Source organism: Crossiella cryophila, from assembly GCF_014204915.1.
Taxonomy (GTDB): Bacteria; Actinomycetota; Actinomycetes; order Mycobacteriales; family Pseudonocardiaceae; genus Crossiella; species Crossiella cryophila.
In genome coordinates this window covers 8073788-8099632 of the sequence record NZ_JACHMH010000001.1, presented here as the reverse complement: position 1 = coordinate 8099632, position 25845 = coordinate 8073788, and the positions used below count along the sequence as shown (strand labels likewise).

At 71.1% G+C, this 25845-nt stretch carries 18 protein-coding genes; 12 read left to right on the top strand and 6 right to left on the bottom strand.

Annotated elements, in window-relative coordinates:
• Positions 1–2 precede the first annotated feature (2 nt).
• The gene (locus HNR67_RS34735; RefSeq protein ID WP_185006842.1) at positions 3–2693 is read left to right on the top strand and encodes a sugar-binding protein; all 2691 of its coding nucleotides are present in this window, start codon (positions 3–5) and stop codon (positions 2691–2693) included.
• Here HNR67_RS34735 and HNR67_RS34730 read toward each other — a convergent pair.
• Positions 2674–4854, bottom strand: coding sequence for an AfsR/SARP family transcriptional regulator (locus HNR67_RS34730; RefSeq protein ID WP_185006840.1), 2181 nt, complete (start codon positions 4852–4854; stop codon positions 2674–2676). The two genes, HNR67_RS34735 and HNR67_RS34730, sit on opposite strands and share 20 nt — an antisense overlap.
• A gap of 146 nt (positions 4855–5000) precedes the next feature.
• Between HNR67_RS34730 and HNR67_RS34725 the strand changes: the two genes are divergently transcribed.
• From HNR67_RS34725 to HNR67_RS34715, 3 genes are read left to right on the top strand one after another with little or no spacing between them, the layout of a single operon-like run.
• Positions 5001–5630: an HD domain-containing protein gene (locus HNR67_RS34725; RefSeq protein ID WP_185006838.1), complete on the top strand. Its 630-nt coding sequence runs from the start codon at positions 5001–5003 to the stop codon at positions 5628–5630.
• 33 nt (positions 5631–5663) lie between these two features.
• Entirely contained in the window at positions 5664–7520 is a 1857-nt protein-coding gene (locus tag HNR67_RS34720) for a cellulase family glycosylhydrolase (protein WP_185006836.1), read from the top strand.
• A gap of 53 nt (positions 7521–7573) precedes the next feature.
• Positions 7574–8503: a phytoene/squalene synthase family protein gene (locus HNR67_RS34715; RefSeq protein ID WP_185011465.1), complete on the top strand. Its 930-nt coding sequence runs from the start codon at positions 7574–7576 to the stop codon at positions 8501–8503.
• A 167-nt stretch (positions 8504–8670) separates the two neighbouring features.
• Here HNR67_RS34715 and HNR67_RS34710 read toward each other — a convergent pair whose 3' ends face one another.
• The gene (locus HNR67_RS34710) at positions 8671–9696 is read right to left on the bottom strand and encodes a LacI family DNA-binding transcriptional regulator (RefSeq protein WP_312988723.1); all 1026 of its coding nucleotides are present in this window, start codon (positions 9694–9696) and stop codon (positions 8671–8673) included.
• A gap of 236 nt (positions 9697–9932) precedes the next feature.
• Between HNR67_RS34710 and HNR67_RS34705 the strand changes: the two genes are divergently transcribed.
• The 4 genes from HNR67_RS34705 (at position 9933) to HNR67_RS34690 (ending at position 14456) form a co-directional block, all read left to right on the top strand.
• Entirely contained in the window at positions 9933–11207 is a 1275-nt protein-coding gene (locus HNR67_RS34705) for an extracellular solute-binding protein (RefSeq protein ID WP_185006834.1), read from the top strand.
• Positions 11208–11211: 4 nt separating this feature from the next.
• Positions 11212–12177, top strand: coding sequence for a carbohydrate ABC transporter permease (locus HNR67_RS34700; protein ID WP_185006832.1), 966 nt, complete (start codon positions 11212–11214; stop codon positions 12175–12177).
• A 10-nt stretch (positions 12178–12187) separates the two neighbouring features.
• Positions 12188–13012, top strand: coding sequence for a carbohydrate ABC transporter permease (locus HNR67_RS34695; RefSeq protein WP_221491206.1), 825 nt, complete (start codon positions 12188–12190; stop codon positions 13010–13012).
• Positions 13013–13079: 67 nt separating this feature from the next.
• Positions 13080–14456: a GH1 family beta-glucosidase gene (locus HNR67_RS34690; RefSeq protein ID WP_185011461.1), complete on the top strand. Its 1377-nt coding sequence runs from the start codon at positions 13080–13082 to the stop codon at positions 14454–14456.
• A gap of 208 nt (positions 14457–14664) precedes the next feature.
• On the opposite strand, the gene HNR67_RS34685 is transcribed toward HNR67_RS34690, so the two are convergent.
• Positions 14665–15219: a sigma-70 family RNA polymerase sigma factor gene (locus HNR67_RS34685; protein ID WP_185006828.1), complete on the bottom strand. Its 555-nt coding sequence runs from the start codon at positions 15217–15219 to the stop codon at positions 14665–14667.
• Between the two features lie 165 nt (positions 15220–15384).
• Between HNR67_RS34685 and HNR67_RS34680 the strand changes: the two genes are divergently transcribed.
• From HNR67_RS34680 to HNR67_RS34665, 4 genes are all read left to right on the top strand, one after another.
• Positions 15385–15921: a hypothetical protein gene (locus HNR67_RS34680; protein WP_185011459.1), complete on the top strand. Its 537-nt coding sequence runs from the start codon at positions 15385–15387 to the stop codon at positions 15919–15921.
• Positions 15911–16909: a DUF4142 domain-containing protein gene (locus HNR67_RS34675; protein WP_185006826.1), complete on the top strand. Its 999-nt coding sequence runs from the start codon at positions 15911–15913 to the stop codon at positions 16907–16909. Before HNR67_RS34680 ends, HNR67_RS34675 begins: the two co-directional genes overlap by 11 nt.
• Positions 16910–17146: 237 nt before the next feature.
• Positions 17147–18022 carry a 4Fe-4S domain-containing protein gene (locus HNR67_RS34670; protein ID WP_312988720.1) on the top strand — a complete coding sequence of 292 codons (876 nt, stop codon included), beginning with the start codon at positions 17147–17149 and terminating at the stop codon, positions 18020–18022.
• On the top strand, positions 18019–19767 hold the full coding sequence (locus HNR67_RS34665) for an FAD-dependent oxidoreductase (protein ID WP_312988718.1): 1749 nt from the start codon (positions 18019–18021) through the stop codon (positions 19765–19767). The genes HNR67_RS34670 and HNR67_RS34665 overlap by 4 nt, the downstream gene beginning before the upstream one ends.
• Before the next feature lie 642 nt (positions 19768–20409).
• Here the strand turns inward: HNR67_RS34665 and HNR67_RS34660 are convergent.
• The 3 genes from HNR67_RS34660 to HNR67_RS34650 form a co-directional block, all read right to left on the bottom strand.
• Positions 20410–23148, bottom strand: coding sequence for an AAA family ATPase (locus HNR67_RS34660; protein ID WP_185006824.1), 2739 nt, complete (start codon positions 23146–23148; stop codon positions 20410–20412).
• 168 nt (positions 23149–23316) lie between these two features.
• On the bottom strand, positions 23317–24324 hold the full coding sequence (locus tag HNR67_RS34655) for a PQQ-dependent sugar dehydrogenase (protein WP_185006822.1): 1008 nt from the start codon (positions 24322–24324) through the stop codon (positions 23317–23319).
• A gap of 160 nt (positions 24325–24484) precedes the next feature.
• Entirely contained in the window at positions 24485–25708 is a 1224-nt protein-coding gene (locus tag HNR67_RS34650) for a sensor histidine kinase (RefSeq protein ID WP_185006820.1), read from the bottom strand.
• Positions 25709–25845 lie beyond the last annotated feature (137 nt).

Below are 25845 nucleotides of genomic sequence, written 5' to 3'. Positions count from 1 at the left end.
GGGTGGATCGACGATGGCTGACCGGGCTGCTGCCGGTGGCCGCCGCCCTGATCACGTTGGTGGCGCTGGAGAGTCCGGCCACCGCGGTGGACGAGCAGGCGGAGGCCGCGCGGCGCGCGGTCGACCTGGACGCGCTGTTCGTGGGCGCGCACCCCGATGACGAGGCGTTCAGCCTGTCCACCTTCGGGCAATGGCACGCCGACCACAAGGTGCGGGCCGGGGTGGTCACCATCACCCGCGGCGAGGGCGGCGGCAACGCGGCCGGACCCGAGGAAGGCCCCGCACTGGGCCAGCTCCGGGAGGCCGAGGAACGGCGGGCGGTGCGCCGGGCCGGGATCACCGAGGTGCTCAACCTGGACGAGGCCGACTTCTACTACACGGTCAGCTCGCCGCTGACCGAACAGGGTTGGCAGCACCAGGACGTGCTCGGCAAGCTGGTCAGGGCGATCCGGCAGACCCGGCCCGAACTCGTGGTCACCATGGATCCCGCGCCCACGCCGGGCAACCACGGCAACCACCAGTACGCGGCCCGGCTCGCCATCGAGGCCTACCGGGTGGCCGCCGACCCCAATGCCTACCCGGAGCAGTTGCGGGAGGAGGGATTGCGGCCGTGGGCGGTCAAGCGGTTGCTGACCGGCGGGGCCCGCGGCGAACGGCCGAGTGGACCGGACTGCGCCGCGAAGTTCGTGCCGGTTGAGGCCAGTGACCGGGTGTACGGGGTGTGGGACGGACGACCGTCCACTGTGCCCGGTCGCAGCTGGGCGCAGGAGGAGCGGTCCGCGCAACGGGAGTACGTGACCCAGGGCTGGGCCGGATTCCCCGACGTGCCAACGGATCCGAAGGAGATCGGCTGCGACTGGTTCACCCAGGTGGCCAGCCGGGTGCCGTTCTCGCCGACCGCCAACGGACCCGACGCTCCCCTGCACGGCGCGCTGATCCCGACCCCGGGCGGCCTGCCACTGGGCACCGGCGCGGTGGCCGAGGCCGGGCGGTTCAACCTGGTGGCCGGATCCTCGGTGCCGGTCAAGGTGACGGTGACCGCCCCGGAGGAGCGTCCGCTGACCCGGGTCGAGGCGAAACTGACGCTGCCCGCCGGGTGGCAGGCGACCGGGTACGGGCGACTCGGGACTGTCCACTCCGGACGATCGGCGACCGCTGAGTTCACCGTGACCGTGCCCGCCGGGACCAAGCCGGGACGGGTGCGGATCCCGGTGGAACTGAGCAGTGGCAACGGGTCCGGGTACGTCGAGACCGTGGTGGCCGTGGTGCCGGAACTGACCGCCGAGCAGCAGCCACTGCCGCAGGTCGCCCAGTTCCGGGACTGGGCAGTGCGCAGCGGCGTGCCCGCGCTGGCCGACCTGGTGCCGCCGGTGCTCACCCTGCCCTCCGGCGGGGACCGCGAACTGCCGATCCTGGTGCGCAACAACGGATCCGCGACCAGGTCGGGCACGGTGACCATCACGCCGCCGACCGGGTTCAGCGCCACCGCCAGCCTCCCGTTCACCGGACTCGCCGCCGGGGCCACGACCACGCTCTCCGGCAAGGTCACCAACACCGACACCGCACTGCGCACCGGGATGCAGGGCGGGGACTACAAGTACACGCTGTCGGTGACCGGGGTCAGCAGCAGCACCCCGGCCCTGGAACTGGTGCCACGCACCACGATCCCCAAGGCCGCCAGCGCACCCACCGTGGACGGGGTGGCCGCACCCGGTGAGTACTCCGGACCGGAACTGGACCTGTCCACCCGCTGGGAAGGCGACGAGTGCGTCTCCGCCGCGGACTGCTCGGCCAAGGCGAAACTGACCTGGCACAACGACACCCTGTACGCGCTGGTCACCGTGGCCGACGACAAACAGGGCAGTGTGCTCGACGCCGCCGACTGCAAACGGCACTGGCGCACCGACTCCCTGGAACTGGCCATCGACCCGCGTGGCAAGTCCGAGAACACCGCCAGCACGCTGAAACTGGCCGTGTTCCCGACCACCACCGCGGGCACACCGTGTGCGGCCAGGGATGCCGACAACTTCCAGGGCCCGGCCGCCGACACCGTGCCCGGACTCCAGGTGGCCAGCAAGGTGAGCAGCCCGTACACCGGCTACACCATCGAACTCGCGCTGCCCCTGGCCGCGGTGCCGGGTGCGCTGGACCCGGCCAAGGTCGGGCTGAACCTGTTCGTCTACGACTCCGACACCCAGGACAAGATCGGGCAGACCCGGCTCGGCTGGTCCACCTGGGGCGGCGTGCAGGGCGACCCGTACCGTTGGGGCCACGCGGTTCTCGACGGCTACACCCCGCCGGCGGGCCGTCCGGTGGAGCCGCCCCCGGCCAGACTGCCGCTGATCGCACTGTCCTCTGTGGACTCGGCACAGTCGGTGGAGCAGTCCGTGCGCACCGGGATCTCCCTGGGTGGCAAACCGATCGCCCCGGTCTGGGACTCGGCGCGGCTGCTCTCCGCACGGGCACACGGGGACACGGTGACCGCGCGGGTGCTCGGCGCATCCGGCAGGGCGACGGTGTTCGTGGTCAACCAGGACGGGAAACTGTTGGGCCGCAAGACCGTTGAGCTGTCGCACGGGTTCAGCGAGATCACCGTGCCGGTCACCGGTGGGCGACCGGCCGAGGTGCTGCTCGGCTTCGAGACCCCGGAGGGGAAGGTCGCCGCCTCGCGGGTCAGGGCAGGTTCGGGCTGAGCGTGCTGGGCAACTGGCTGAGGCTGTGCAGGCAGTGCGCGGTCACCCCGTGATCGCCGATCCGGCGGCTCAGTTCCAGGGCGCGGGCCAGGTGTTCCCTGGCCTGCGCCAGCCTGCCGAGCCGCCGTAGCGCCTCACCCAGACTGGACAGCAGGCGTGCCTCGGCCGCCGGTTCGTTGACCAGGCGGAGGCCGCGCTGGAAGTGCTGGATCGCCGCGTCCGGACGGCCCAGCCGCTGGTAGCAGCCGCCGAGCAGGTCCAGGGTGAGTGCGTCCGGGGTGGCCCGGCCGAGGACCTCCACCGCCGCGCACAACCGGCCGGCGGCCAGGTAGGTCTCGCCGAGGCGGTGCGCGATGTCGGTGTCACCGTGCCGATCGCCGCTCACCCAGGCCAGGTGGTAGCGGGCGATGGCCCGGTCCAGCTGGCCGCGGGAGCGGTGCACGGCGCCCGCGGTGGTCAGCAGATCCACTGCCACCGCGTGGTTTCCGGTGCTGGTGGCGCTGTGCGCGGCGGCGCACAGGTTGATCAGCTCGGTGTCGCTCCAGGCGTGCCCGGGATCGGCGCCCGCCGCCCGGTAGTGGTCGAGCAGCCTGCGGATGGCGGCCTGCCGGTTGTTCGCGCCCTCCTCGCGCAGGGCGCGTTCGGCCGCGTAACCGCGCAGCAGGTCGTGCAGCTGGTACGCGCCGCGTGGACTCGGCTGCAGCAGCTGCGCCTTGCTCAGGTCCCGCAACAGTTTCGCGGCCTGCTCACCGTCCATTCCGGACAGTGCAGCCGCCGCGGGCGCGTCCACGTCCACACCCTGGTACAGGCCGAGCAGCCGGAACATGCGTTGTGCGGGCAGGGGAAGCGCGCGGTAGGACCAGCGGAAGGTGCCGCGGATCGCGCCGGAACCGTCGGTGTCGGGGGCGAGCCGATCCAGGCGGTGCCGTTCCTCCCGCAGCTCGCCGACCAGGTCGGCCAGGTAGGTGTGCGGCCGTCCGGCGACCCGGCGGCTCGCGATGCGCAGTGCCAGGGGCAGGTAGGCGCAGTAGCGGGCCAGATCGGCCAGCGCCCCGGCCTGGTTGGCCACCCTGGCCGGGCCGATCAGCTCCTTGAGCAGCCCGGTCGCGTCGGCGGGGGAGAGCGGGCCGACGGTGATGTGCCGCCCCGGCAGGTCAAGGGGTTCGTGGCTGGTGATCACCACCGTGACCCCCGGCAGACCCGGCAGCAGTGGCTGTACCTGGGCCAGGTCGCGGGCGCCGTCGAGCAGGAGCAGCAGGCGGCGGCGGATCAGCAGGCCGCGGAACAGTTCGGCGCGGGCGCTCTCGGTGGCCGGGATCTTGGCCGGGGCCACGCCGAGCCCGGTGAGGAAGTCGGCCAGCAGTTCGGTCGGCGGCACCGGCTCACCCGGCCCGTGCCCGCGCAGCTCGGCGAACAGCGCGCCGTCGGGGTGCCGGTCGCTGACCCGGTGCGCCCAGGCCAGCGCCAGGGAGGTCTTGCCGCTGCCGGGAGCGCCGTTGATCACGGTGACCGTGCCGGGGATCGCGGTGCCCAGGGTGGCCAGTTCCTGTTCCCGGCCAACGAAATCCGCCACGCCGAGCGGGAGCTGCATGGGGGCGGGGCCGCGTTCGATCTCGCCGCGGCGCGGCACCGGCACGAAGATCTGCCTGCCGGTGCAGGCCCGGCGCGCGGCGACCAGGCACTGCCGGGCACTGCGCCGCTGCCGCTCCAGGTGCGCGCGGCAACGCCGGGCCCAGTCGCCGTCCACATCGGCCAGGGCGTCCCCGCGCCACTCGTCCAGGGCCTGGGTCAGGATCTCCACCGCGGCCTGGTAGCGGCCACCACGAGCGGCCGAACGGCCCCGGCCGACGAGCTGGCGGAACCGGTGCCAGTCCAGCTTCTCCAGATCGACCTGCAACTGGTGCTTGCCGTGCGCGCTGTGCAACTGCACCTCTGGCAGCGGCAGCGTCTCACTGAGCTGGGTGAACTGGGTGCGCAGCGCGCGAGCGGGCCGCAGCGGCGGCGCGCCGTCCCACAGGTCGGCGATGACCTGCTCCTTCGGCACCGGGCGACCGTCGGCCAACAGCAGGATCGCGAGCAGGCGCCGCAGGTCGGGTTCGGTGATCCCGACCTGTTGCCCATCGATCCAGACCGAAACGGGACCAAGGATCCGAAAGTCCACCAGCGTTCCCCCTTCGCCGGTCGAAGGACAGCAGCGGAGCGTCTTCACCGAGTGTGACACAGGTTTCACATGCCGTGGTCGTGAGGCGTGTCGCCCGATCTTGTGAGACCGGCGGTCACACTGGGTGGTGATGAGAGGGGGACGGGATGGTCCTGGACGCGTGGGTGACGGCGGTGACCGCCCTCGGCGGGCGGCCCGAGGTGGCCCGGCAGGCGGGGGAGGAGCTGCTCGGCCGGTACCGGGAGGAGCACCGGCGCTACCACGACCTGACCCACATCGAGGCGGTGCTGCGGGATTCGGCCTGGCTGGGCGCGGAACTCGGACTGTCCGAAGTGGACAGAGCGGTGCTGGCGGTGGCCGCGGCCGCGCACGACGTGATCTACGACGGGGTCCCCGGCGAGGACGAACGGCGTAGCGCCGAGTGGGTGCGGCGCCGGCTGGGCGAGGCCGGGGTCGCCGAGGAGCACCAAGAACCGACCGAACGGTTGGTACTGGCGACCATCGACCACCTGGGTGCGGACCCGCTGACCCTGGCGCTGCTGGACGCCGACCTGGCGGTGCTCGGCGGAACCGAGGCCGAGTACGACCGGTACGCGCGGGCGGTGCGCGCGGAGTACGCGCACGTGAGTGACGCCGACTGGCTGGTCGGGCGTGGCGCGGTGCTGGCCAGGCTGATCGCGCGGGACCCGCTCTACCGGACCGCACCGGCCCGCGAACGCTGGGAGGCCGCGGCCAAGGCCAACCTGAAACGTGAAAAACATTCATTTGGCGGGTGACGGCGTGCGCCCGTGATCCCTACCGTTGCGGACATGGGATGGCGGAGCGTGGTCACCGGGGTCCTCGCGGTCGTGCTGGGTCTGACGGCGGTGCCGGGGGCGCCCGCCGCGGCGCGATGGTGGTTCGACGACGCGCGGGCCGACGTCGTCACCGTGTCACCGGAGGGCACCTTCCGGGACGGGCACGGGCGCGAGGTGTTGTTGCGTGGCTACAACGTCTCCGGCACCGCCAAACTCGCCGAACACGGCGGCCTGCCCTTCCCCAGCACCGCCGAGGCCGGGGTCTCGGCCACTGCCATGCGCCGGCTGACCGGGGCGAACGCGGTGCGCTTCCTGATCACCTGGGAGCGGGTCGAACCGCGGGCCGGGCAGATCGACCGGGCCTACCTGGACCGGGTCCTCGCCCAGGTGAGGGAGTTCCTGGCCGCCGGGCTGTTCGTGTTCCTGGACTACCACCAGGACCTCTACTCCCGCTATCTGTTCAATGTGGACAGTTGGTACACCGGGGACGGCGCGCCGGAGTGGGTGGTGCGCGCGGGCGGATATCCCAAGGAGTACTGCGAGGCCTGCGTCAACTGGGGCCAGAACATGAAGAACAACAAGGCGGTCACCATGGCCACCTACGACTTCTGGCACAACCGCCGCATCGACACCGAGGCCGGACCGCGCAACATCCTGGACGCTTTCGTGGCACAGAGCGAGATCGCGCTCGGTCATCTGCGCAACGCGTTGAGCGCCAACGAGTTCCGCCGGGTGGTCGGGTTCAACCCGTTGAACGAGCCCTACGCCGGCCGCTACGACGAGGGCCAGCAGGGACCGGCCTGGGAACGGGACTTCCTGGCGCCGTTCTACCAGCGGGTGCGCGCGGCCATGGACCGGGCCGGGTGGACCGACAAGCCGTTGTTCGCCGAACCCCTGGTGTACTGGAACATCAACACCTCCATCTTCCGCGAACCCGGTGGCCTGACCGAGATCCCGCCGCTGGGCCAGCGATTCGTGTTCAACGCGCACTTCTACGACGCCAAGGCCCGCTCCGGGATCCTCAAGCCGGGCAAGGCCGGCGACGGCGAGTACACCGCGGACATCCGGGCGGTGCGCGAACGCGCCCAGTACCACCGCACCGCGCCGATCCTGAGCGAATTCGGGCACCCGATCACCGGGTTCACCTCGGACAAGACGCCCAGCATCCTCAAGGCCGCCTACCAGTCCCTGGATTCCGGGGTGGCCGGGAAGAACTGGTGGCGGGAGGCACGCAACGCCGCGCCGCCGATGTCGGCCACCCAGTGGCAGTGGGACACCAACAGCGGGCGGCACCGGGAGCTGATGAACGGCAACCCGAACAAGGTGCTCACCGAGACCGACGCGTGGATGGACGAGGACTTCTCCCCGGTGCACAAGGACAACACCGGCGCGGTGGTGCCCAGGGTGGACCGGCGGGTGATCGACCGGGCCTACCCGCGCGCGGTGGCCGGGCGGACCCTGGCCTTCAGCTTCGAGGACCTCAGCCGGGACGGGAACACCGTGCAGCAGTGGCAACGGGTGCCCGCCGAGTACCCCGGCCTGGTCAAGCTGACCGCGGACCGGCGGCACGCGGTGCTGGTGTGGCGCTCCTCGGGTGCGGCCGCGCCGACCGAGGTGCAGGTGCCGGAGGACCTGGCCGCGGGCGCGATCGTGTCGGACCAGGGCGTGTTCGGCAGTGCACCGGTGTACGGCGGGACCGGGCTCGGCGTTGACCGGCACGACGGGGCGGCCCGGCTGGTGCTGCCCGGCGGTCCCTCGGGCACGCTGCACGTGGCGCTGATCGCCCCGGCCGGCACGGATCAGGCCCTGCTGGCACAGGCGAAGACCGAGCTGACGGGATGGGCCGCGGCCACTTTCGGCACCAGGTGATGCCCCGGCGTGCATCCGAACGGAGCAACCGCCAGACTCTTGGCGTGTCCCCGCTGACCACCACCGAGCTGGACGCCGCAGGCGTGCTCGAACCGTCGCTGCGTACCGCCTACCGCCGCTGCCGGGAAATCAACGCCCGCTACGGCCGCACCTACTTCCTGGCCACCCGGATGCTCACCCCCGCGCAGCGACCGGCCGTGCACGCGCTGTACGGCTTCGCCCGCTGGGCCGATGAGATCGTGGACGACCAGGGCGACGGCCGCACCCTGGACCAGCGCCGGGCCGCCCTTGACGAGCTGGGCGCGGACCTGGCCACCGGGTTCGAGCTGGGGCACAGCACGCACCCGGTGCTGGCCGCGGTGGTGGACACGGTGGCCCGCTACGACATCGACCGCGGTTACTTCGCCGACTTCCTGGCCTCGATGCGGATGGACACCGAGATCCGCGAGTACGCGAGCTTCGCCGATCTCGCCCGCTACGTGCGCGGCTCCGCCGAGGTGATCGGACTCCAGGTGCTGCCGGTGCTGGGCACCGTGACCAGCCGGGCCGAGGCCGAACCGCACGCCGCCGCGCTCGGCGAGGCATTCCAGCTCACCAACTTCCTGCGCGATGTCGGCGAGGACCTCGACCGGGACCGGATCTACCTGCCCCTGGACGAACTCGCCGCCTTCGGCGTCGACCGCGCGCACCTCAAGCACTGCCGGGACCGCGGCCACACCGACCGCCCACTGCGTGCCGCGCTGGCCCACCTGGTCTCCCGCACCAGGGCCACCTACCGCCGCGCCCGCCCCGGCATCGCCATGCTGGCCCCGGTGTCCCGGCCCTGCGTGGCCACCGCTTTCGTGCTGTACCAGGGCATCCTGGACGAGATCGAGGCCGCCGACTACCGCGTCCTCGACCACCGCGTGGTGGTGCCCAAGACCCGCCGCCTCGCCGTCGCGCTGCCCGGATTCGGCCGGGCGGTGCTCGCCAGATGGGCCTAACCCCCACCCGCCGTGTTGGCCGTTCTCGTACCCCGTGTTGGCCGAACTCGTACGGGTTGTTGGCCGTTGTGGGCGGCGGAGATCCGCCGCGGCGTCCGTACGGGCCAAGACACCGTACGAGTTCGGCCAACACTGTGTACGAGAACGGCCAACACGCGGGGGTGGGGCTAGGCGGATTCCCGGCGGATCAACTCCACCGGGAGCATGCGGTTGCGGGGGCGGAACTCGTTGCCGCGCAGGCGTTCCTGCAGGATGGCCACCATCTCGCGGACCTGCGCGCCCGGGTCCTGGCGGATCGTGGTCAGGCTGGGCTGGGACTGCTGGGCCACCGAGGGCAGATCGTCGAAACCCACCACCGCCACGTCCTCCGGCACCCGCCGGCCCGCCGCCCGCAACGCGCGCAACGCGCCCACCGCCATCAGGTCGCTGGCCGCGAACACCCCGTCCAGGTCCGGCACCCGGCGCAGCAACTCCGTCATCGCCCGCTCGCCGCCCTCCAGGTTGAACTCGGCCGGTTCGGACCACTCGCCGGCCTGGTCCGGGCCCAGCTCCATGGCCACCCGCCAGCCGGTCAGCCGATCCACCGCGGCGGCCTGGTCCGACGGCCCGCACACCGTGACGATTCGCTTGCGCCCCTGGGACAACAGCAACCGGGTGGCCTGCATCGCGCCGGCCTCGTTGTCCACCGACACCACGTCCAGGCCACGCCCGCCCCGCCACGGCCTGCCGCCGAAGACCACCGGGATGCCCAGCGAACGCACCGCCCCCGGCAGCGGATCACCGCGGCGCGGGGTGAACACCAGCGCGCCATCGGTATGCCCGGAACCCAGGAACCGCACCACCCGCTCGACCTCGTCGGGGGAACGGGCGATCAGCAACGCCATCTGGGCGTCCACAGTGGACAGTTCGTGGTGCGCGGCGCGGATCACCGCGGCGAAGAACGGGTCCTCGAACAACTTCTCGCCCGGCTCGGACAGCACCACCGCCAGGGTGCCGGTGCGCCGGGTGACCAGCGAGCGCGCGGCCTGGTTGGGCCGGTACCCCAGCTCCTCCACCGCCCGCTGCACGGTCAGCCTGGTCTGCTCGCTCACTCGGCTCGCGCCGTTGACCACGCGGGAGACCGTCGCCCGGGAGATGCCCGCGTGCGCGGCGACATCCTCCAGGGTCGGCCGGCCTGCCGATCGTTCCACCACCTGCGCACCACCCCTGTCGATCCTGACCTCGATCGGCCAAGCGTAGCCGGTCGACTTCCCCGCCCACCTGCACGGAAGCGCTCTCACAAGGAGGCCGTGAGCTGGGCGGGGCCGGTTACGGATAGATGTCGGATCGTTGATCGCGACTTGACATGTGACCCTGACCACCCAAAAGTGAGAGCGCTCTCATCCATCAGTGCCGACTACTGGGTCGACACTGCGGTCGAGGAGGACCAATGAACAACAACGCGACGCGCCGGGCGGTGGCGCTCGCGGCTGCCGCTGTCCTGGCCACCGGAGTCGCCGCCTGTGGTGGATCCGCGGACGACGGCAAGATCAGGATCACGGTCGGCACGTTCAGCGACTTCGGCTACGAGGACCTGTTCGCCGAGTACGAGAAGACGCACCCCAACATCAAGCTGGAGGCGCGCAAACTCGAGTTCGACGCGCACCACTCGCAGCTGGCCACCCAGCTCGCCGGTGGCAGGGGCGCGGCCGACGTGGTGGCCATCGAGGAGGGCTGGCTGGCCCAGTTCCGCACCTCGAAGGACAAGTTCGTCAACCTCGCCGACCTGGGCGCCAAGGACCTCAAGGACCAGTGGGTGTCCTGGAAGTGGAACCAGGGCATCCTCGAGGACGGCAACTTCGTCCTGGGCCTCGGCACCGACATGGGCAGCCTGGCGCTCTGCTACCGCAAGGACCTCTTCGCCGCCGCCGGCCTGCCCACCGAACGCGGTGAGGTGGCCAAGCTGTGGCCGACCTGGGAGGAGTACGCCAAGGTCGCCGACCGCTTCAAGGAGAAGACGCCGAACGTCAAGTTCGCCGGATCCGCGGAGAACATCTACACCGCGAAGCTGTACCAGAGCGAAGAGGGCTACTTCGCCAAGTCCGACGACAGCTTCATCGCCGACACCAACCCCAAGGTGAAGGAAGCCTTCCTGCTCGCCGGTGGCATGGGCGCCAAGGGCCAGACCGCGGGCATCAAGCCGTTCACCCCCGAGTGGACCATCGCGCTCAAGCAGGGCACCTTCGCCACCGAGACCTGCGCGGCCTGGGCACTGGCCCAGATCAAGGCAGGCGCCGGTGAGGGCGCGGCGGACAAGTGGGACGTCACCTCGGTCCCCGGCGGCAGCGGCAACTGGGGCGGCTCGTTCCTGACCGTGCCCAAGCAGGGCAAGAACACCAAGGAAGCCTACGAGGTCGCCAAGTACCTCACCGCGCCCGCGCAGCAGAAGAAGATCTTCGCCAAGACCGGAAACCTGCCGAGCGAGCCCGCGGTCTACAAGGACCCCGAGGTGCTCAACAAGGTCGACGCGTACTACAACGACGCGCCGGTCGGCCAGATCTTCGCCGCCGCCGCGGACAGCCTCAAGCCCAACTACCGGGGCACCCGCGACTCCAAGGTCCGCCCGCGCTTCAACGAGGCACTGGCCCGGATCGAACAGGGCAAGTCCAACCCGGACACCGCCTACGGCGAGGCGGTCACCCAGTCCCGCAACGAGGTGAAGTAGCTCGATGGCGGCTCCCGTCACCGACAGTCCACTTCGGACACCCCAGCAGCCACCGTCGCGCAAGCGGCGGTGGCCGCTGGCCCGTCTGGACACCAAGGTCACCCCGTACCTGTTCGTCGCCCCGTTCTTCCTGATCTTCGGGGCGTTCGGGCTGTTCCCGTTGCTCTACACCGCCTGGGTGTCGCTGCACGACTGGCAACTGGTGGACGGGCAGCAGGGCTTCGTCGGACTGGCCAACTACTACGCCCTCTTCGGCGACCCCAACTTCTACAACGCGCTGGGCAACACGGTGAGCATGTTCCTGCTCTCCACCATTCCCCAGCTGCTGGCCGCGCTCGGGCTGGCCGCGTTGCTGGACCGGGGGTTGCGCGGCCGCACCTTCTGGCGGGCCGGACTGCTGCTGCCCAACGTGGTCTCGGTGGTCGCGGTCGCGCTGGTGTTCACCCAGATCTTCGGCCGCGACTTCGGCATCGTGAACTACCTGCTGGAACTGGTGGGCCTGGACCGGGTCAACTGGCAGGCCGACACCTGGTCCTCGCACCTGGCGGTCAGCGCGATGGTGATGTGGCGCTGGACCGGCTACAACGCGCTGCTGTACCTGGCCGCCATGCAGTCGGTGCCCAAGGACCTCTACGAGGCGGCCACCGTGGACGGCGCGTCCCGGTGGCGGATGTTCTGGTCCATCACCGTGCCCAGCATCCGGCCCACGATCCTGTTCACCATCGTGGTCTCCACCATCGGCGGCATGCAGCTCTTCGTCGAGCCCACCCTGTTCGACCCCAAGGGCGCCTCCGGGGTCGGCGGCAGCGACCGGCAGTTCCAGACCCTGACGATGTATTTGTACGAGAAGGGTTTCCGGTTGTTCGACGCGGGGTACGCCTCCGCCATCGCCTGGGTGCTGTTCCTGGTGGTGCTGATCTTCGCCCTGATCAACTTCACGCTGGCGCGGCGTATCGCGTCCAAGGGGTGAGGCGCCGGTGCTGACCACCAAACGACCGGGATTCCTGGTCTACGGCCTGCTCTCGGCGGTCCTGCTCGCCTCGGTGTTCCCGCTGTACTTCTCCTTCGTGGTGGCCTCCAAGGACAACTCCGCGATCGGCGACCGGGTCCCGCCGCTGATCCCCGGCGGCAACCTGTTCGCCAACATCGCCAGGGTCTTCGACACCGTGGACTTCTGGCTGGCCATCCAGAACTCGCTGATCATCGCCTCCACCGTGGCGGTGGCCAACGTGCTGCTGTCCTCACTGGCCGGATTCGCCTTCGCCCGGCTGCGTTTCCGCGGCCGGGACTCGCTGTTCCTGATCGTGGTCGGCACCGCCATGGTGCCCACCCAGCTCGGCGTGATCCCGCTGTACATGCTGATGTCCGAACTGGACTGGTACGGCCAGCTGCAGGCGGTCATCCTGCCCGCGCTGGTGGGCGCGCTCGGGGTGTTCATGATGCGCCAGGCCTGCGAGGAGACCGTGCCGCACGAGCTGATCGAGGCGGCCAGGGTGGACGGCTGCTCGGTGCTGCGCACCTTCTTCACCGTCGCCCTGCCCGCCATCCGCCCGCAGGCCGCGGTGCTGGGCATGCTCACCTTCATGACCGCCTGGAACGACTACTTCTGGCCGCTGATCGTGCTGGACCCCAACGACAGCCCGACCGTGCAGGTCGCGGTGTCCACATTGGCCAGTGGCTACTACACCGACTACTCGCTGATGCTGACCGGGGCCACACTGGGTGTGCTGCCGGTGATCGCGCTGTTCCTGCTGCTCGCCCGGCACATCGTGGGCGGGATCATGCAGGGCGCCGTCAAGGGATGAGGGGAACTTGACCACAACCGACTCTGGTGACCTGACCGTCGCGGACCCGGCGGGCGCCCGGAAGCCATTGGCCTTCCCGCCCGGATTCGTCTGGGGCACGGCCACCTCGTCCTTCCAGATCGAGGGCGCGACCACAGTGGACGGACGCGGACCGTCCATCTGGGACACCTTCTCGGCCACCCCGGGCAAGGTGGACGGCGGCGACACCGGCGAACCCGCCTGCGAGCACTACACCCGGTACCCGGAGGACATCGCGATCATGCGGCGGCTCGGGGTGGCCGCCTACCGCTTCTCCCTGTCCTGGCCGCGGATCCAGCCCACCGGCGCCGGTGCGGTCGAGCCGCGCGGACTGGCCTTCTACGACCGCCTGGTGGACGCCTTACTCGAGGCGGGCATCGAGCCGATGGTGACGCTCTACCACTGGGACCTGCCGCAGGCATCCCAGGACCGGGGCGGCTGGGTCAACCGGGACATCGTGGACGAGTTCGTGGACTACGCCCGGATCGCGCACGCCCACCTCGGTGACCGGGTCAAGCAGTGGACCACGTTCAACGAGCCGTTCTGCGCGGCCTACCTGGGCTACGGCAACGGGATCCACGCGCCCGGCATCGTGGACCCGGCCTCGGCGCTCAAGGCCGCGCACCACCTGCTGCTCGCGCACGGCCGCGCGGTCACCGCGATGCGCGCACAGGCCCGGCCGGAGCAGGAGTTCTCCCTGGTCCTCAACTTCAGCACGCCGCGGATCGCGGTGCAGGACCAGGCGCACCGGGAGGCCGCGCGCAAGGTCGAGGGCATCGGCCACCGGCTGTTCCTGGAACCCGTGCTGCGCGGGCGTTATCCGGCCGACGTGCTCGCCGACGTCGCGCACCTGGACGCCCTGGAACCGGTGATCAAGGACGGCGACCTGGCGGAGATCGCCGCGCCGATCGACTGGCTGGGCGTCAACTACTACAACCCCACCCGGATCGCGCCCGCCGCCGATCCGCTGGTGGAGACCCCCGGCGCGCTGCCGGGGCTGCGCGGGGTGGAGATCCTGCCCGCCGAGGGACCGCTGACCCACACCGGGTGGGAGCAGGAGGCCGACGGGCTGGCCGACCTGCTGCGCTGGCTGGCCGCCCAGGCGCCGGGACTGCCGTTGCTGGTGACCGAGAACGGCTCGGCCTTCCCCGGTGACGAGGTCACCCCGGAGGGCCGGGTGCACGACCCCGAACGCACCGCCTACCTGCTGGCGCACCTGCGCGCGGTGCGTGCCGCCATCCAGGACGGCGTCGACGTGCGCGGGTACCTGGCCTGGTCGCTGCTGGACAACTTCGAGTGGGCCTTCGGCTACGACAAGAGGTTCGGCCTGGTGCACGTGGACTTCGCCACCCAGCAGCGCACGCTCAAGGACTCCGCGCTCGCCTACGCCCAGGTCGTCGCAGGCAACGCGGTGCCTGCCGAGTAGCCGGGACCCGAACGACCCGTCCACGTCGTGCGAAAGAGGCGTGGCGCGCAGCGACACGGCGGGCTCCTGGCTAGCAGGGCGGTTGATTTTTCGCGTTGCCTTGCCGCGTGCCCGACGCATCCGAAGCTTGCTTCGCGTGCGGCGGGTACGCGGCGGGGCGACTTAGAGCGAAAAATCCCGCGCGCGGAGCGCGCCAATGTAACCGTCCTCACCGGGTGACCCCTCGCTCCTGCAACAGCTGGTTGAGCATGCGCAGGCCGTAGTACACCCGCGATTTCACCGTGCCCGGCGGCACGCCCAGGATGCGGGCCGCCTCGTTGACCGTGCGGTCGCGCAGGTAGGTCTCCCGGATGGCGTCCCGGTGCTCCTTGCTGAGCTGGTTGAGCGCATCGGCCACGGTGATGCTGATGACCACGTGGTCGGCCTCGTCCCGCACGGTGGCCTCACCGAGCTGGGTCAGGTCCACCTCGGTCGGCCGGGCCCGGCGCTGGCGGACCCCGTCCACCACGATCCGCCTGGCCACGGTGAACAGCCACGGCAGCACCTGATCGGTCTCGGGGCGCAGCTTCCCGGCGTTGCGCCAGGCGCGGAGCCAGGTCTCCTGAACCACGTCCTCGGCCCACTGGCGATCGCCGCCGGTGAGCGCGGTGGTGAAGCGCAGCAGCCGTCTGCCGAAGTTCAGGTTGAGCCACTCGACGAGTTCTTCACCCGGGTGCGCGGGGCCCTGGGCTCTGCGGTGGTGGGCGAGAAGTTGCTGTGACATGGCGTCATCGTGCTGTGCCCAGGGCATGACCCAGCGTAGTTTCATACCTCGTATGTGACCCAGATCACCTTTTTTCGGTAATCGCGGATTTGGTCCTGAACCACCCTTCCGGGAGATCCGTAGTCCTGGGCGTTGGCGTGATGTGCAGCAGGAAAGGTGACCGAGATGAAAATCAGCGGCAGTAAGGCCGCCGCGTTGGCGGCTATAGCCTGCGCCGCCGCATTGTCCGCCACCGCCTGTGGCGGGGACGCCTACTCCCAGGGCGGCGGCAGCGGCGATAACGGCGCCCCACCGAGTTTCCAGCCCGGCCACGAAAGCTCGTTAATGCATGCCCGGCAGGTCGGCGGGCTTGGTCAGGTAATCACCGACCACGAGGGCTATACCTTGTACCGATTCGACAAGGACACCGCCAAACCGGCTAAATCCAACTGCGCCGACACCTGTGCCGTGCAGTGGCCGCCCGTGCTCGCCGACGGCAACTTCCAGGTCGAGGGGATCGACCCGGCACTGGTCAGCACCGTCGAGCGGGCCGACGGCGCGCAGCAGGTGACCGTGGGCGGCTGGCCGCTGTACCGCTTCTTCCAGGACGCCAAGCCCGGCGAGTCCAGGGGACACGGCAAGGGCGGCACCTGGCACGCGGCCACCCCTGACGGCAAGAAGGCGGCGGCGCCGGCGAATGGAGGCACCGCAAGTGGCTACTGACACACCCGTCCGGTCCAGGTTCCTGCGGGGGAGCGCGCTCGCCGTCGCCGCCACGGCCGTCGCGTTCGCCGCCGCCGGGGCCGCACTGGCCGACGAACCCACGGGGGCGCCGCCACCCCCCGCCAGCTCCAAACCGGCCGCGCCCCCGCCGTCGGCCAAGGCCCCGGCGCCCACCTCGCCGGTGACCCAGCTCGACGAGGAGACCTCAGGCTCGGGCTGGACCCAGACCGAGTGCGGACCACTCGGCCCTGCCGACCGGGACCTGCTGGTCAAGGTCCGCCAGGCCGGCCTGTGGGAGATGCCCATGGGCGATGAGGCCCAGGTCAGGGCGGCCGCGCCGCGGGTCAAGGAGGTCGGCAGGCTGATCATGAAGGACCACGAGGTGCTCGACACCAGGGTGAAGAAGGTGGCAGGCCAGCTCGCGGTCGAGCTGCCGGCCGAGCCCAACGCGGACCAGCAGGGCTGGATGGCCGAACTGCGCGGGGCCACCGGCCCTGCCTTCGACCAGCTCTTCGCCGACCGGCTGCGCGCCGCGCACGGCAAGGTCTTCACCGTGGTCGCCGCGGTCCGCTCCGGCACCCGCAACACCCTGGTCCGCGAGTTCGCCCAGGAGGCGATCAACGCGGTCATGCGGCACATGACGCTGCTGGAGAGCACCAAGATGGTCAACTTCGAGGAGTTGCCGCTGGCGCCCAACCCGGACGCGGCCAAACCCCCTGCCGCCGCGCCGAGCACCGGAGGGGCCGCGGTGCCGGGCAGCACCAAGGCGCCTGCCGCGGCCAAACCCTCGGTCAAGGCCAAGCCGACCCCGGCCGCGCCCGCCCAGCAGCCCGTCGACGAACCGCAGTCCAGGGACGTGGCCAATGCCAGTTCGTCCTCCTGGAGTGAGGACGCCGGTGGCGGCGGGATGATCCTGCTGGTGCTGCTGCTGTGCACCGGACTGGCCGCGGCCACCATCGGAGTGGTCCGGTTCGTGCAGTCCCGATAGCCGACCCGGCACATTCTGGAGCGAGTCCAACAATGGAATTGTTCCAGTAGAGCACGCCTCCGCAATTCGTTCAGCGCGCCAACAATGTAATTGAGCTGCTGAAAGAGAGGAGGTATTGACGCTGATTCGCACTGCCCGGCCGTGCCTCCCCGTTCGCCACGGCCGGGCAGGGGCGCCCACCACGCCGCCCGGGTTTCGCCTCGCCCCCATTTTCTCCCGAGTCGCTGGAGGCATCCGGTGTTGAGCCAACTCGCCGACATCTCCGAGTTGGGCGGGATTCTCGCCCAGAACTCACCGCACGACGTCGGCGTTCGTCAGGTTGCCGCGCTCTCCGCGCGGCTGGCCTACGCCATGATGTGCTTCACCCTGGTCTGGGGGGTGCTGACCGCCACCGGGTGGGTGCGGCGCACCACCAGCAGACAGGCCCTGCGCAGCGGGCACATGATGCTGGCGGTGATGACCATCGCCTTCGGCGCGCTGCACGGTTTCGCCTTCATCTTCGCAACCGACATCGACTTCGGCGTGGTCAAGATCATGGTCCCGTTCGCCGAGGGCGGCTTCGCCCGGCACGCGGCCGGGATCATCGGCTTACAGCTGATGACCGCGGTGGCCATCTCGGTGGCGGTGCGCCGGTGGCTGGTCTACCGGACCTGGCTGCGTTTCCACCAGCTCGGCTACCTCGCGGTCGGGCTGACCGTGGTGCACGCCTGGCTGGGCGCGGCGGCCAACGGCAACCTGGCGCTGTTGCAGACCGCCGGGATCACCCTGGTGGTGCCGGTGATCACGCTGACCGCGCTGCGCTTCCTGCCGCCGCGGCTGCTCACCAAGGTCGGCCTGGTCTCGGCCGAACCGGCGGTGCAGCCGGTGGCGCAACAGGATCCGGCCGCCCCGCCCAACCCGAGGGCGGGGAAGGTCGGGGTCAGCGTGGACAACGAGCGGTGCCAGCGGTACGGGATCTGCGAGACCGCGGCGCCGGAGGTGTTCCAACTGGTGGAGGACGGGCGGCTGCGGTACGACACCAGCCCGCACGCGCAGTTCGCCACCCAGGCCAAGGCCGCGGCGCGGTGCTGTCCGATGCGCGCGATCACCGTCCAGGAGCGTGGTGTCAAGTGAGGAAACGGGAACGCGTGGTGGTGGTCGGCGGCGGTGTGGCCGGCCTGCGGACCGCGGAACGCCTGCGGGAGCTGGGGTTCAACGACGAGATCGTGCTGGTCGGCGCCGAACCGACGCCGCCGTATCACCGGCCGCCGCTGTCCAAGCAGCTGTTGTGCGGCAAGCTGCGGCCCAGCGATCTGTTGCTGCCCAGCTACACCGAGCTGGACGCGACCTGGCGGCTGAACACCCCGGTGCTGGGCATGGACCCGCGTCGCCAGGTGGTGCACCTACCCGGCGGCGAGGAGCTGCGCTACGACGGCCTGGTCATCGCCACCGGCGTGGAACCCCGGCACCTGCCAGGGGTCCCGGTGCACGACCCGAGGGTGCACTTCCTGCACACCGTCGACGAAGCCCTCGCCCTGCGCCAGAACCTGCAACGCACCCGGCGTCCGCTGGTGGTGCTGGGCGCCGGGTTCATCGGCTGCGAACTGGCCTCCACCGCCCACCACCTCGGCGGCGAGGTCACCATCATCGGCCGCTCGAAGGTGTTGCTGGGCAAGGCGGTCGGCCCGCAGCTGGCCGAGCGGATCACCGACCTGCACAGCGGCAACGGGGTGAGCCTGGAGCTGGGGGAGAAGGTCCTGCACTGGCTGCCGCAGCAGCAGGGGATCGTGCTGAACCTGTCCTCCGGCAAGGTGCTCGTGGCCGGCGCGGTGGTGGTGTGCGCCGGTTCGGTGCCCGCGGTGAACTGGCTGCGCGGCTCCGGCCTGACCATCGACGACGGCGTGGTGTGCGAACCCACCTGTCACGTGCTGGGCCGCGGCGACATCGTGGCCGCTGGCGATGTCGCCCGCTGGCCCAACCTGCGCTTCGACGCCCGCCCCCGCCGCGTCGAACACTGGCTCAACGCCATCGAGATGGGCCGCCACGCCGCCGAAAGCCTCCTGGCCGGCCGCGCCGCGGCCAAACCCTTCACCCCCATCCCCAGGTTCTGGTCCGAACAGCACGGAATGCGCATCCAGGGCGCGGGCATCCCCGCGCTGGGCGAGGACACGGTGCAGCTGCTGCCCTCCTCCCGTACCGACCAGAGCGTCACCGGCTTCGTCAGCGGCGGCAGACTGGTCGGCCTGGTCGCCCTCAACAGTCCCCAGGCCCTGCTGTCCTGGACCGCCGAACTCGACCGCCAGACCCGGCCGAGACTGCACGCCCCCGACCGCGAATCGGTCGCCACCATCACCCCCGCGCGTCCTCCCTCAGCGCGGGGCCGGGTGCCGGGACCGGTGACACCCCCACCGTTCCCGGCACCCAACCTCCGCCCAGCCCCCAACAGCCCAGCCCCCAACAGCCCAGCCGCCAACGGCCCGGCCGCCAACGCCGGCGCCCGCAACGGCACCGCCCCCAACGGTCCGGCTCCCGCCAACGGCACCCCGCTCCGCGGTGTCCCGGTCCCGGCCGCGGCCCGCGACGGCCGGGTGTCAGCGGCGGCCAGCTCCTGGCCCGGCAACGGAATCCCCGGCCCCCTCCCCGCCTCGCCGGCCCCGCCCCGCCCCATCGACCGCAACTCCGGCCCCCTCCCGGCCCCGGCACCCGTCCCCCGCCGAAGCGGCCCACCCTCGGTCCCCCTCCCGGCCCCGCCCCGCCCGATCCCCCGGATGGACCCCAAACCCCCCACCCGCCAATGGTCCTTCACCGAACCAGCCGAACTCGACGCCCCGGCCAACGGCATCTCCCGCCAAATCCCCCGCCGCCGCCGAACCGGCTAACCCCCGCCGGCGTGTTGGCCGAACTTGTACGGAGTGTTGGCCCAACTCGTACGCCGAGTTGGGCCAACACGGTGTACGACATCGGCAAACACGCCGCCCGAGTCCGGCAACACGCGGCCCCAGTCCGGCCAACACGCCTGGCCAGCGTGGCCAATTCGCCGTCTCGGACCGGCCAACACACCCGGCCGGAGCGGCCAACTCACCGTCCCGGAGCGGCCAACACTCCGCCGTGGGCGGCCCGTGCCGTACCGGATCGGCCAACGTGCCGTACGAGAACGGCCAACACGGCGTACCAGAACGGCCAACACGCCGACTGAGCTGGCTCGGCTCGGCCCGGGACGGCCCGGCGGGACGCGTCGTGCCGCGCTGCGGTGTCTCGGAACGGCCAACGTGCCGTACGAGAACGGCCAACACACTGGGTCTGTCCCGTGCCTTCCGCCCGCACCGCGCCACCGCGCGCCGCCCTGCGCCCAGCCCAGCCGACCGCCCCGCTCTGCTCCGCCTCTCGGCCCCGCGCCCCGTCCTGCGTCCTGCCCCGCCGCACGCCCCGCTTCGCCTCACCGCACACCTCACCGCACGCCCCGCCCCGCGCGGCACGCGCCCCGCCCCGCCGCACGTCCAGCCCCGAGCGCGCGGGCGGGGTTAGTTGGCCTTGGCGAGGGCTTCGGCGAGTTCGCCGCGGCCGCGGATGCCGAGTTTCCGGTACGCGTGCGTCAAATGGATCTCCACCGTCCGCAGCCCCACATGGAACCGCTCCGCGATCTCCTGATTCGTATGCCCCTCCGCCGCCAGCGCCGCCACCCGCAACTCCGTCCGGCTCAGCTCACCCCCGCCATCGGCCCGGAACCCGAACTCCCGCAACAACGCCCGCGCCCTGGTCACCACCCGCGGCGCCGCACAGCGCTCGCCCAGGCGCAACGCCTCGCGCAGTGACTCGTCCGCGCCCGCCACCTCCAGCTCGTGCCGGGCCTTGCCACGCTGGATCAGCGCCCGCGCCAGTTCCAGCCTGCTGGTCCGGCCGCGCAGCACCGTCACCGCCTCGTCCAGGTACCGCAACCCCGCCCGGTGGCCGGTGAGGCGGGCCGCGGTGCACAGGGCCACGCCCAGCGGCTCCGGCGAACCCCAGCTGCGGGCCCGTTCCAGTTCCTCCTCCACCAGCGGCCAGCCCTCCCTGGTCTGCCCGAGCATCAGGTGCGCGATGGCCGCCACCGAACGCCACGGCACGCAACCGGGATAGGTCCAGCCGACCTCGGCCAGCCGCCGCCCGCAGTCCAGGGCGTCGCGCAGGGCGCCGGTGGCGTCCTTCTGTACCAGGCGGATCCGGCCGGACAGGGCGAAAACCTGGTCCCACTCCTGGAAACTGCCGCCGCGGTCGATGATGTACTTGTGCACCACCGCCGCCGCCCGCTCCGGCCGGCCGTTCTCCAGCAGCGCCCCGCCGAGTGCGATCACCACCGCGCCCCGGTTTGGGTGCTCGGGCACCTTGCGCAGCAACCGGGCGGCCAGCCGCGCCTCGCCGATCGCGTCCTGCACCCGGCCCTGCCGGATCAGCATCATCGCCCGGTAACTCAGCCCGGTCACCAGCCGCGCGGTGGAGCCTTTCCGTTGCGCGTCCACGATCGGCGCGTCCAGCGCGGCCAGCGCCTCGGGTAGATCGTCGGTCAGCGCCAGCGCCGCCCCGCCGTAGAGCAGCGGCGAGGTCAGGAACTCCGCGGTGTCCGGCGCGTCGGTCAGGGAGAGCCGGGCCAGCGCCCGGATCTGGTCGATCTCCCCGGAACACCGGATGGCCTGGTTGTATGCCTCCACCGCCAGCAGCTGCCTGCCGACCCTGGTGGCCTTGAGGTTGTTCCACTGCTGGTGCACGCTGCGCCGCACCGACCCGTACCGGGTGTCCGCGTCCTGCGGATCGGTCACCGGCACCAGCGCCAGCAACCGGGCCGCGGTCAGCAGCGGCGAGGGCTCCACACTGCCCTCACCCGGCCACAGCTGCGGCACGATCCGCTTCACCACACCCACCAGCGCGGGCGTCGCGCTGATCACGGTGGGGTGCGGGTAGTTGGTCAGCAGCGCCGCCTGCGCCCGCGCGGTCGGCGCCAGCGAGAGCGCGTCCAGCAGGCTGTCCGCCGCGGCGCCCGGATCGGTGTGGTAGCGCGCCGCGGACAGTTCGGTGAGCACGGTGGCCCGCAGTGAACCCGTTGGCGGCTCGGCCAAAGCCCGCCGCAGGTACCCGGTGGCCGAGCGATGGTCCCCGCGCCGCAACGCGTTCCCGGCCGCGGTGCGCAGCACGTCCACCGCCTGCTGATCGCCCTCCGGCCGCGCGGAGACCAGGTGCGGGGCGATGAGATCGGCGGACTCACCGTGTTCCCGCAACAGTTTCGCGGCCTGGATGCGCAGCCGGTGGTGATCACGCGAGGGCAGCCAGCGCAGCACCGTCTGACGCACCTTGGGATCGCTGACGGTGAGCCGCTCGCCCTTGCCGAAGATGGACAGCTGCCGCAACCGCGCCGCGGCCCGCTCGGCCTGCTCCGGCTCCAGTCCGATCAGCTCGCCCACCACGGCCAGACTGGCCGATTCGCCCAGCAGCGCGATCACCTCGGCCAGCCGGCGGACCGCCCGCGATTCCGCGCGCAGCCGGGCCACCGCGAGTCCGGTGCGCACCTGCCCGACGATGGCCCGCAACGCGAAGAGCTGCTCGGGCTGCGGCTCGATCTGCTTGCGCCGCACCGAGTCCAGCACCGCGGTCAGCAACTGTGGTTCACCGCCGGTGAGCCGGTGGCTGGCGATGGTGAAGGCGTCGGCCGGTTGCTGGTTGAGCCGGTTGCGCAGCAGCAGCCCGACCCCCCGTTCGGTCAGCGGTTCCGGCCGGATCGGTTCGGCGCCGGTGGCATCCAGCAGCGCGGCCGCCTCGGGCGCGCGCGATTCGCCGCTGCCCGCCCTGGCGGTGACGATCAGCGCGATGGGCAGCGCGGCGGTGTGCCCGGCACAGCGCACCAGCAGGTCCAGCGAGGCGCGGTCGGCCCACTGCACGTCGTCGGCGAAGACGCACAGTGGGCCGGGTGCGGCCGGTCCGGCCATCAGGTGGCACAACCGGCTCCACACCGCGACATCGGGGCCGGACAACAGGTCCAGCCCGGTCTCGCCCTCCCGCAGCAGCGGGGTGACGAGCTGGGCGGCCAGGCCCAGCCCGCTGTCCTGCTCCTCGGCGCGGCAACTCCCGCGCAGCACATGGCTGCCCGCGGTGACCGCGTACTCGGCCGCCGCGTCCAGCAGCGCCGTCTTGCCGATCCCGCTGGGCCCTTCGATGACCACGGTCCGGCCCTGGCCGGCCTGGGCACCGTGCACCGCGGCCCGAAGTGCGGACAGCTCGGATGACCGCTCCACCAACACGAGTACTCCTTGACGGGCTCAGGTCAGTTTGCGCAGGGCGGCGGTCTGCACGTGGCGTCTGGCGCCCCCACCGTAACTGCCCAAACGGTTTCCGGTAGTCAAGAAGGCTCACGAATCTGGCGGGATTTGTGGCTTTCGGTAGCCAGATCGAGGCTGATTGGTCTAGCCGTCGGTGCTCAGCACCTTGTCACCGCCGGCGACACCGGTGGGACCATTGGAGGTCAGCACCCACAACGTCTTGTCCGGAGCCGCCGCCGCGTCCCGGATCCGGCCGTAAGTGCCCTGGTAGAGCGCGGTCGGCGTACCTACTCCGGAGTCGGTCAGCGGGATCCGCCACAGCCGCTGCCCGCGCAGCGCGGCCATGTAGATGCTGTTGTTGTAGACCGCGATCCCGCTCGGCGAGGCCTGCGCGGTGGTCCAGGTCAGCAGCGGGTCCTTGAACCTCGGGTTGCCGCAGCGGCCTTCGCAGGTCGGCCAGCCGTAGTTGGCGCCTGCCTGGATCTGGTTCAGCTCGTCCTGCGCGTTCTGCCCCAGCTCCGAGGCAAACATCCGACCCTTGCCGTCCCAGGCCAGGCCCTGGACGTTGCGGTGCCCCAACGAGTACACCAGCGTGCCGGTGGGATTGTTCGGGGCCGGACGACCTTCCGCGGTCATCCGCAGGATCTTGCCGCCGAGGGAGGAGGGGTTCTGCGAGTTGGCGGTGTTGCCCGCGTCGCCGGTGCCCGCGTAGAGGTGACCGTCCGGTCCGAAGGCGAGCCGGCCGCCGTTGTGGATGCCGGCCTTGGGGATGCCGGTGACGATCACCTGCGGGGTCTGGCCGAGCTTGAAGCGGGCGATCCGGTTGTCGCTCGCGGCGGTGTAGTAGACGAAGATCAGGCCGTCGCTGGCGTACTTGGGCGAGATCGCGATGCCCAGCAGCCCGCCCTCGCCTGCCGGTCGTACGCCGGGAATGGTCGCGGCGGTGCTGACCGCGGTGCCCTTGATGGCCAGCACCCTGGCGCTGTTGCGTTCGGTCACCAGCGCGGAGCCGTCGGGCAGGAATCCGACGCCCCAGGTGTAGGCCAGGTTCTGTGCGATCACGCGGACCGCGGCCGGTTCGGCGGCAGCGGTCCCCAGGGGTAACGCCGCGACGGTGGTCGCGGCGAGCAGCAGCCGAAGTCGTCTCCTCATGGTGGACTCCTCAAACGGCGGCGGTACAGGGTGGTCTCCCAGCCAACACCCCCGCCGGGTATCCGGCCACCGGCGAAGGCAGCCCCCGGCCACGACTTTCGTCGGAAAGGGGGATACCCCGTATCACTGTCCACTCTCTGTCCGCAATGGACAGAACGGGTCACGGCACGTGCGACCAGACCAGTTCGACGCAGGTCCCGTTCTCGGCCATCGAGTCCACCTGCACGCTGCCGCCGATCTCCCGCATCCGCCCGCTGATCGAGGACTTCAGCCCCTGCCCGCGCGGGGTGCGGATCGGGTCGAAGCCGCGGCCGCGGTCGACCACCCGCACGCTGAGGGTGTCCTCCACCCAGGACACGGTCAGCCAGGCCTGATCGGTGCCGGCGTGTTTGGCCACGTTGTTCAGCGCCTCCCGGCAGGCATCCGCCACCGCCTCGACCACGTGGTGCGGCAGGTGCCCCGGCACGGTGTCGGGCATGTAGCGCACCCGCAGGTCCAGCGCTTCGGCGTCGGTGACCACCTCGGCCAGCCGGTCGCCGAGGCCGGTGAAGGAGTTGGTGGTGTCGGCCGCGATCAGCCGCCGCACGTACTCCGCGTCCTTGGCGCAGCGTTTCCGCACCTGCTCGCCCCGGTGGTCCAGGCCACCCATGGCGATCGCGGTCAGGGTGGCCAGTGCGTTGTCGTGCAGGGCCCGGTAATGCCTGGTCCGGGTCTCGAACCTGGCGCGCTCGGCGGCCTGCCGGGTCTCCGCGCGCAACCGGGCCTCGGTCTGCTCGTCGAGGTACTTGGCCTGCGCGGCCAGGTACCGGTTCATGAAGTAGAGGATCGCGCCGAAGAAGATGCAGGAGTTGAGGTGCCCGACCACCGCGGGCAGCAGCGGCTGGTCCGGCTGGGTCTCGGCGCTCAGCGTGAGCACGTACCAGGCCATCGGCACCACCTCCACCAGCACCGCCCAGCGCAGCGGCAGCACCGCGCCGATCAGCGCCGCGGTGCCAAGGGCGTATTTCGGCGCCCAGTTGACGGTGGTGAACTCGAACCCGGCCTGCACGTTGGAGGTCACCACGGTCATCAGCAGACAGGCCAGCACGACGTCCATACCGACCGTTCGGTAGGAGAACCAGCCGTGCCTGCGCATCCGGTAGACCAGATAGCCCTGCCAGAGCCAGGCCCCGGCCAGCAGCGCGCCGTTGAGCGTGGGACTGGAGTGCCGGTGCAGGTCGGCGCTGGCCATCGCGATCGAGGCGGGTATCAGGTAGGAGGCCCGCTGCACGAACAGGATGACCGCGATGAACCACCGGGTCCGTTGCTCGCCGTTCTCCGCCAGCATGAATCGCGGGTCAAGCCAGGCCCACCGCCCGCGTTTGCCCACGTCTGGCCGTTCCATCGTCTCGCCCCGCGGATGCTCCGCCACAGCACTCCCATACCCCTCGCCCCAGGACCCCGATTTGATGCCAGTGACCCGGTCCGGGGCAAGTCGCCGAATGGACTACCACCGTGCGCCAGCGCACACAATTGGCGGAT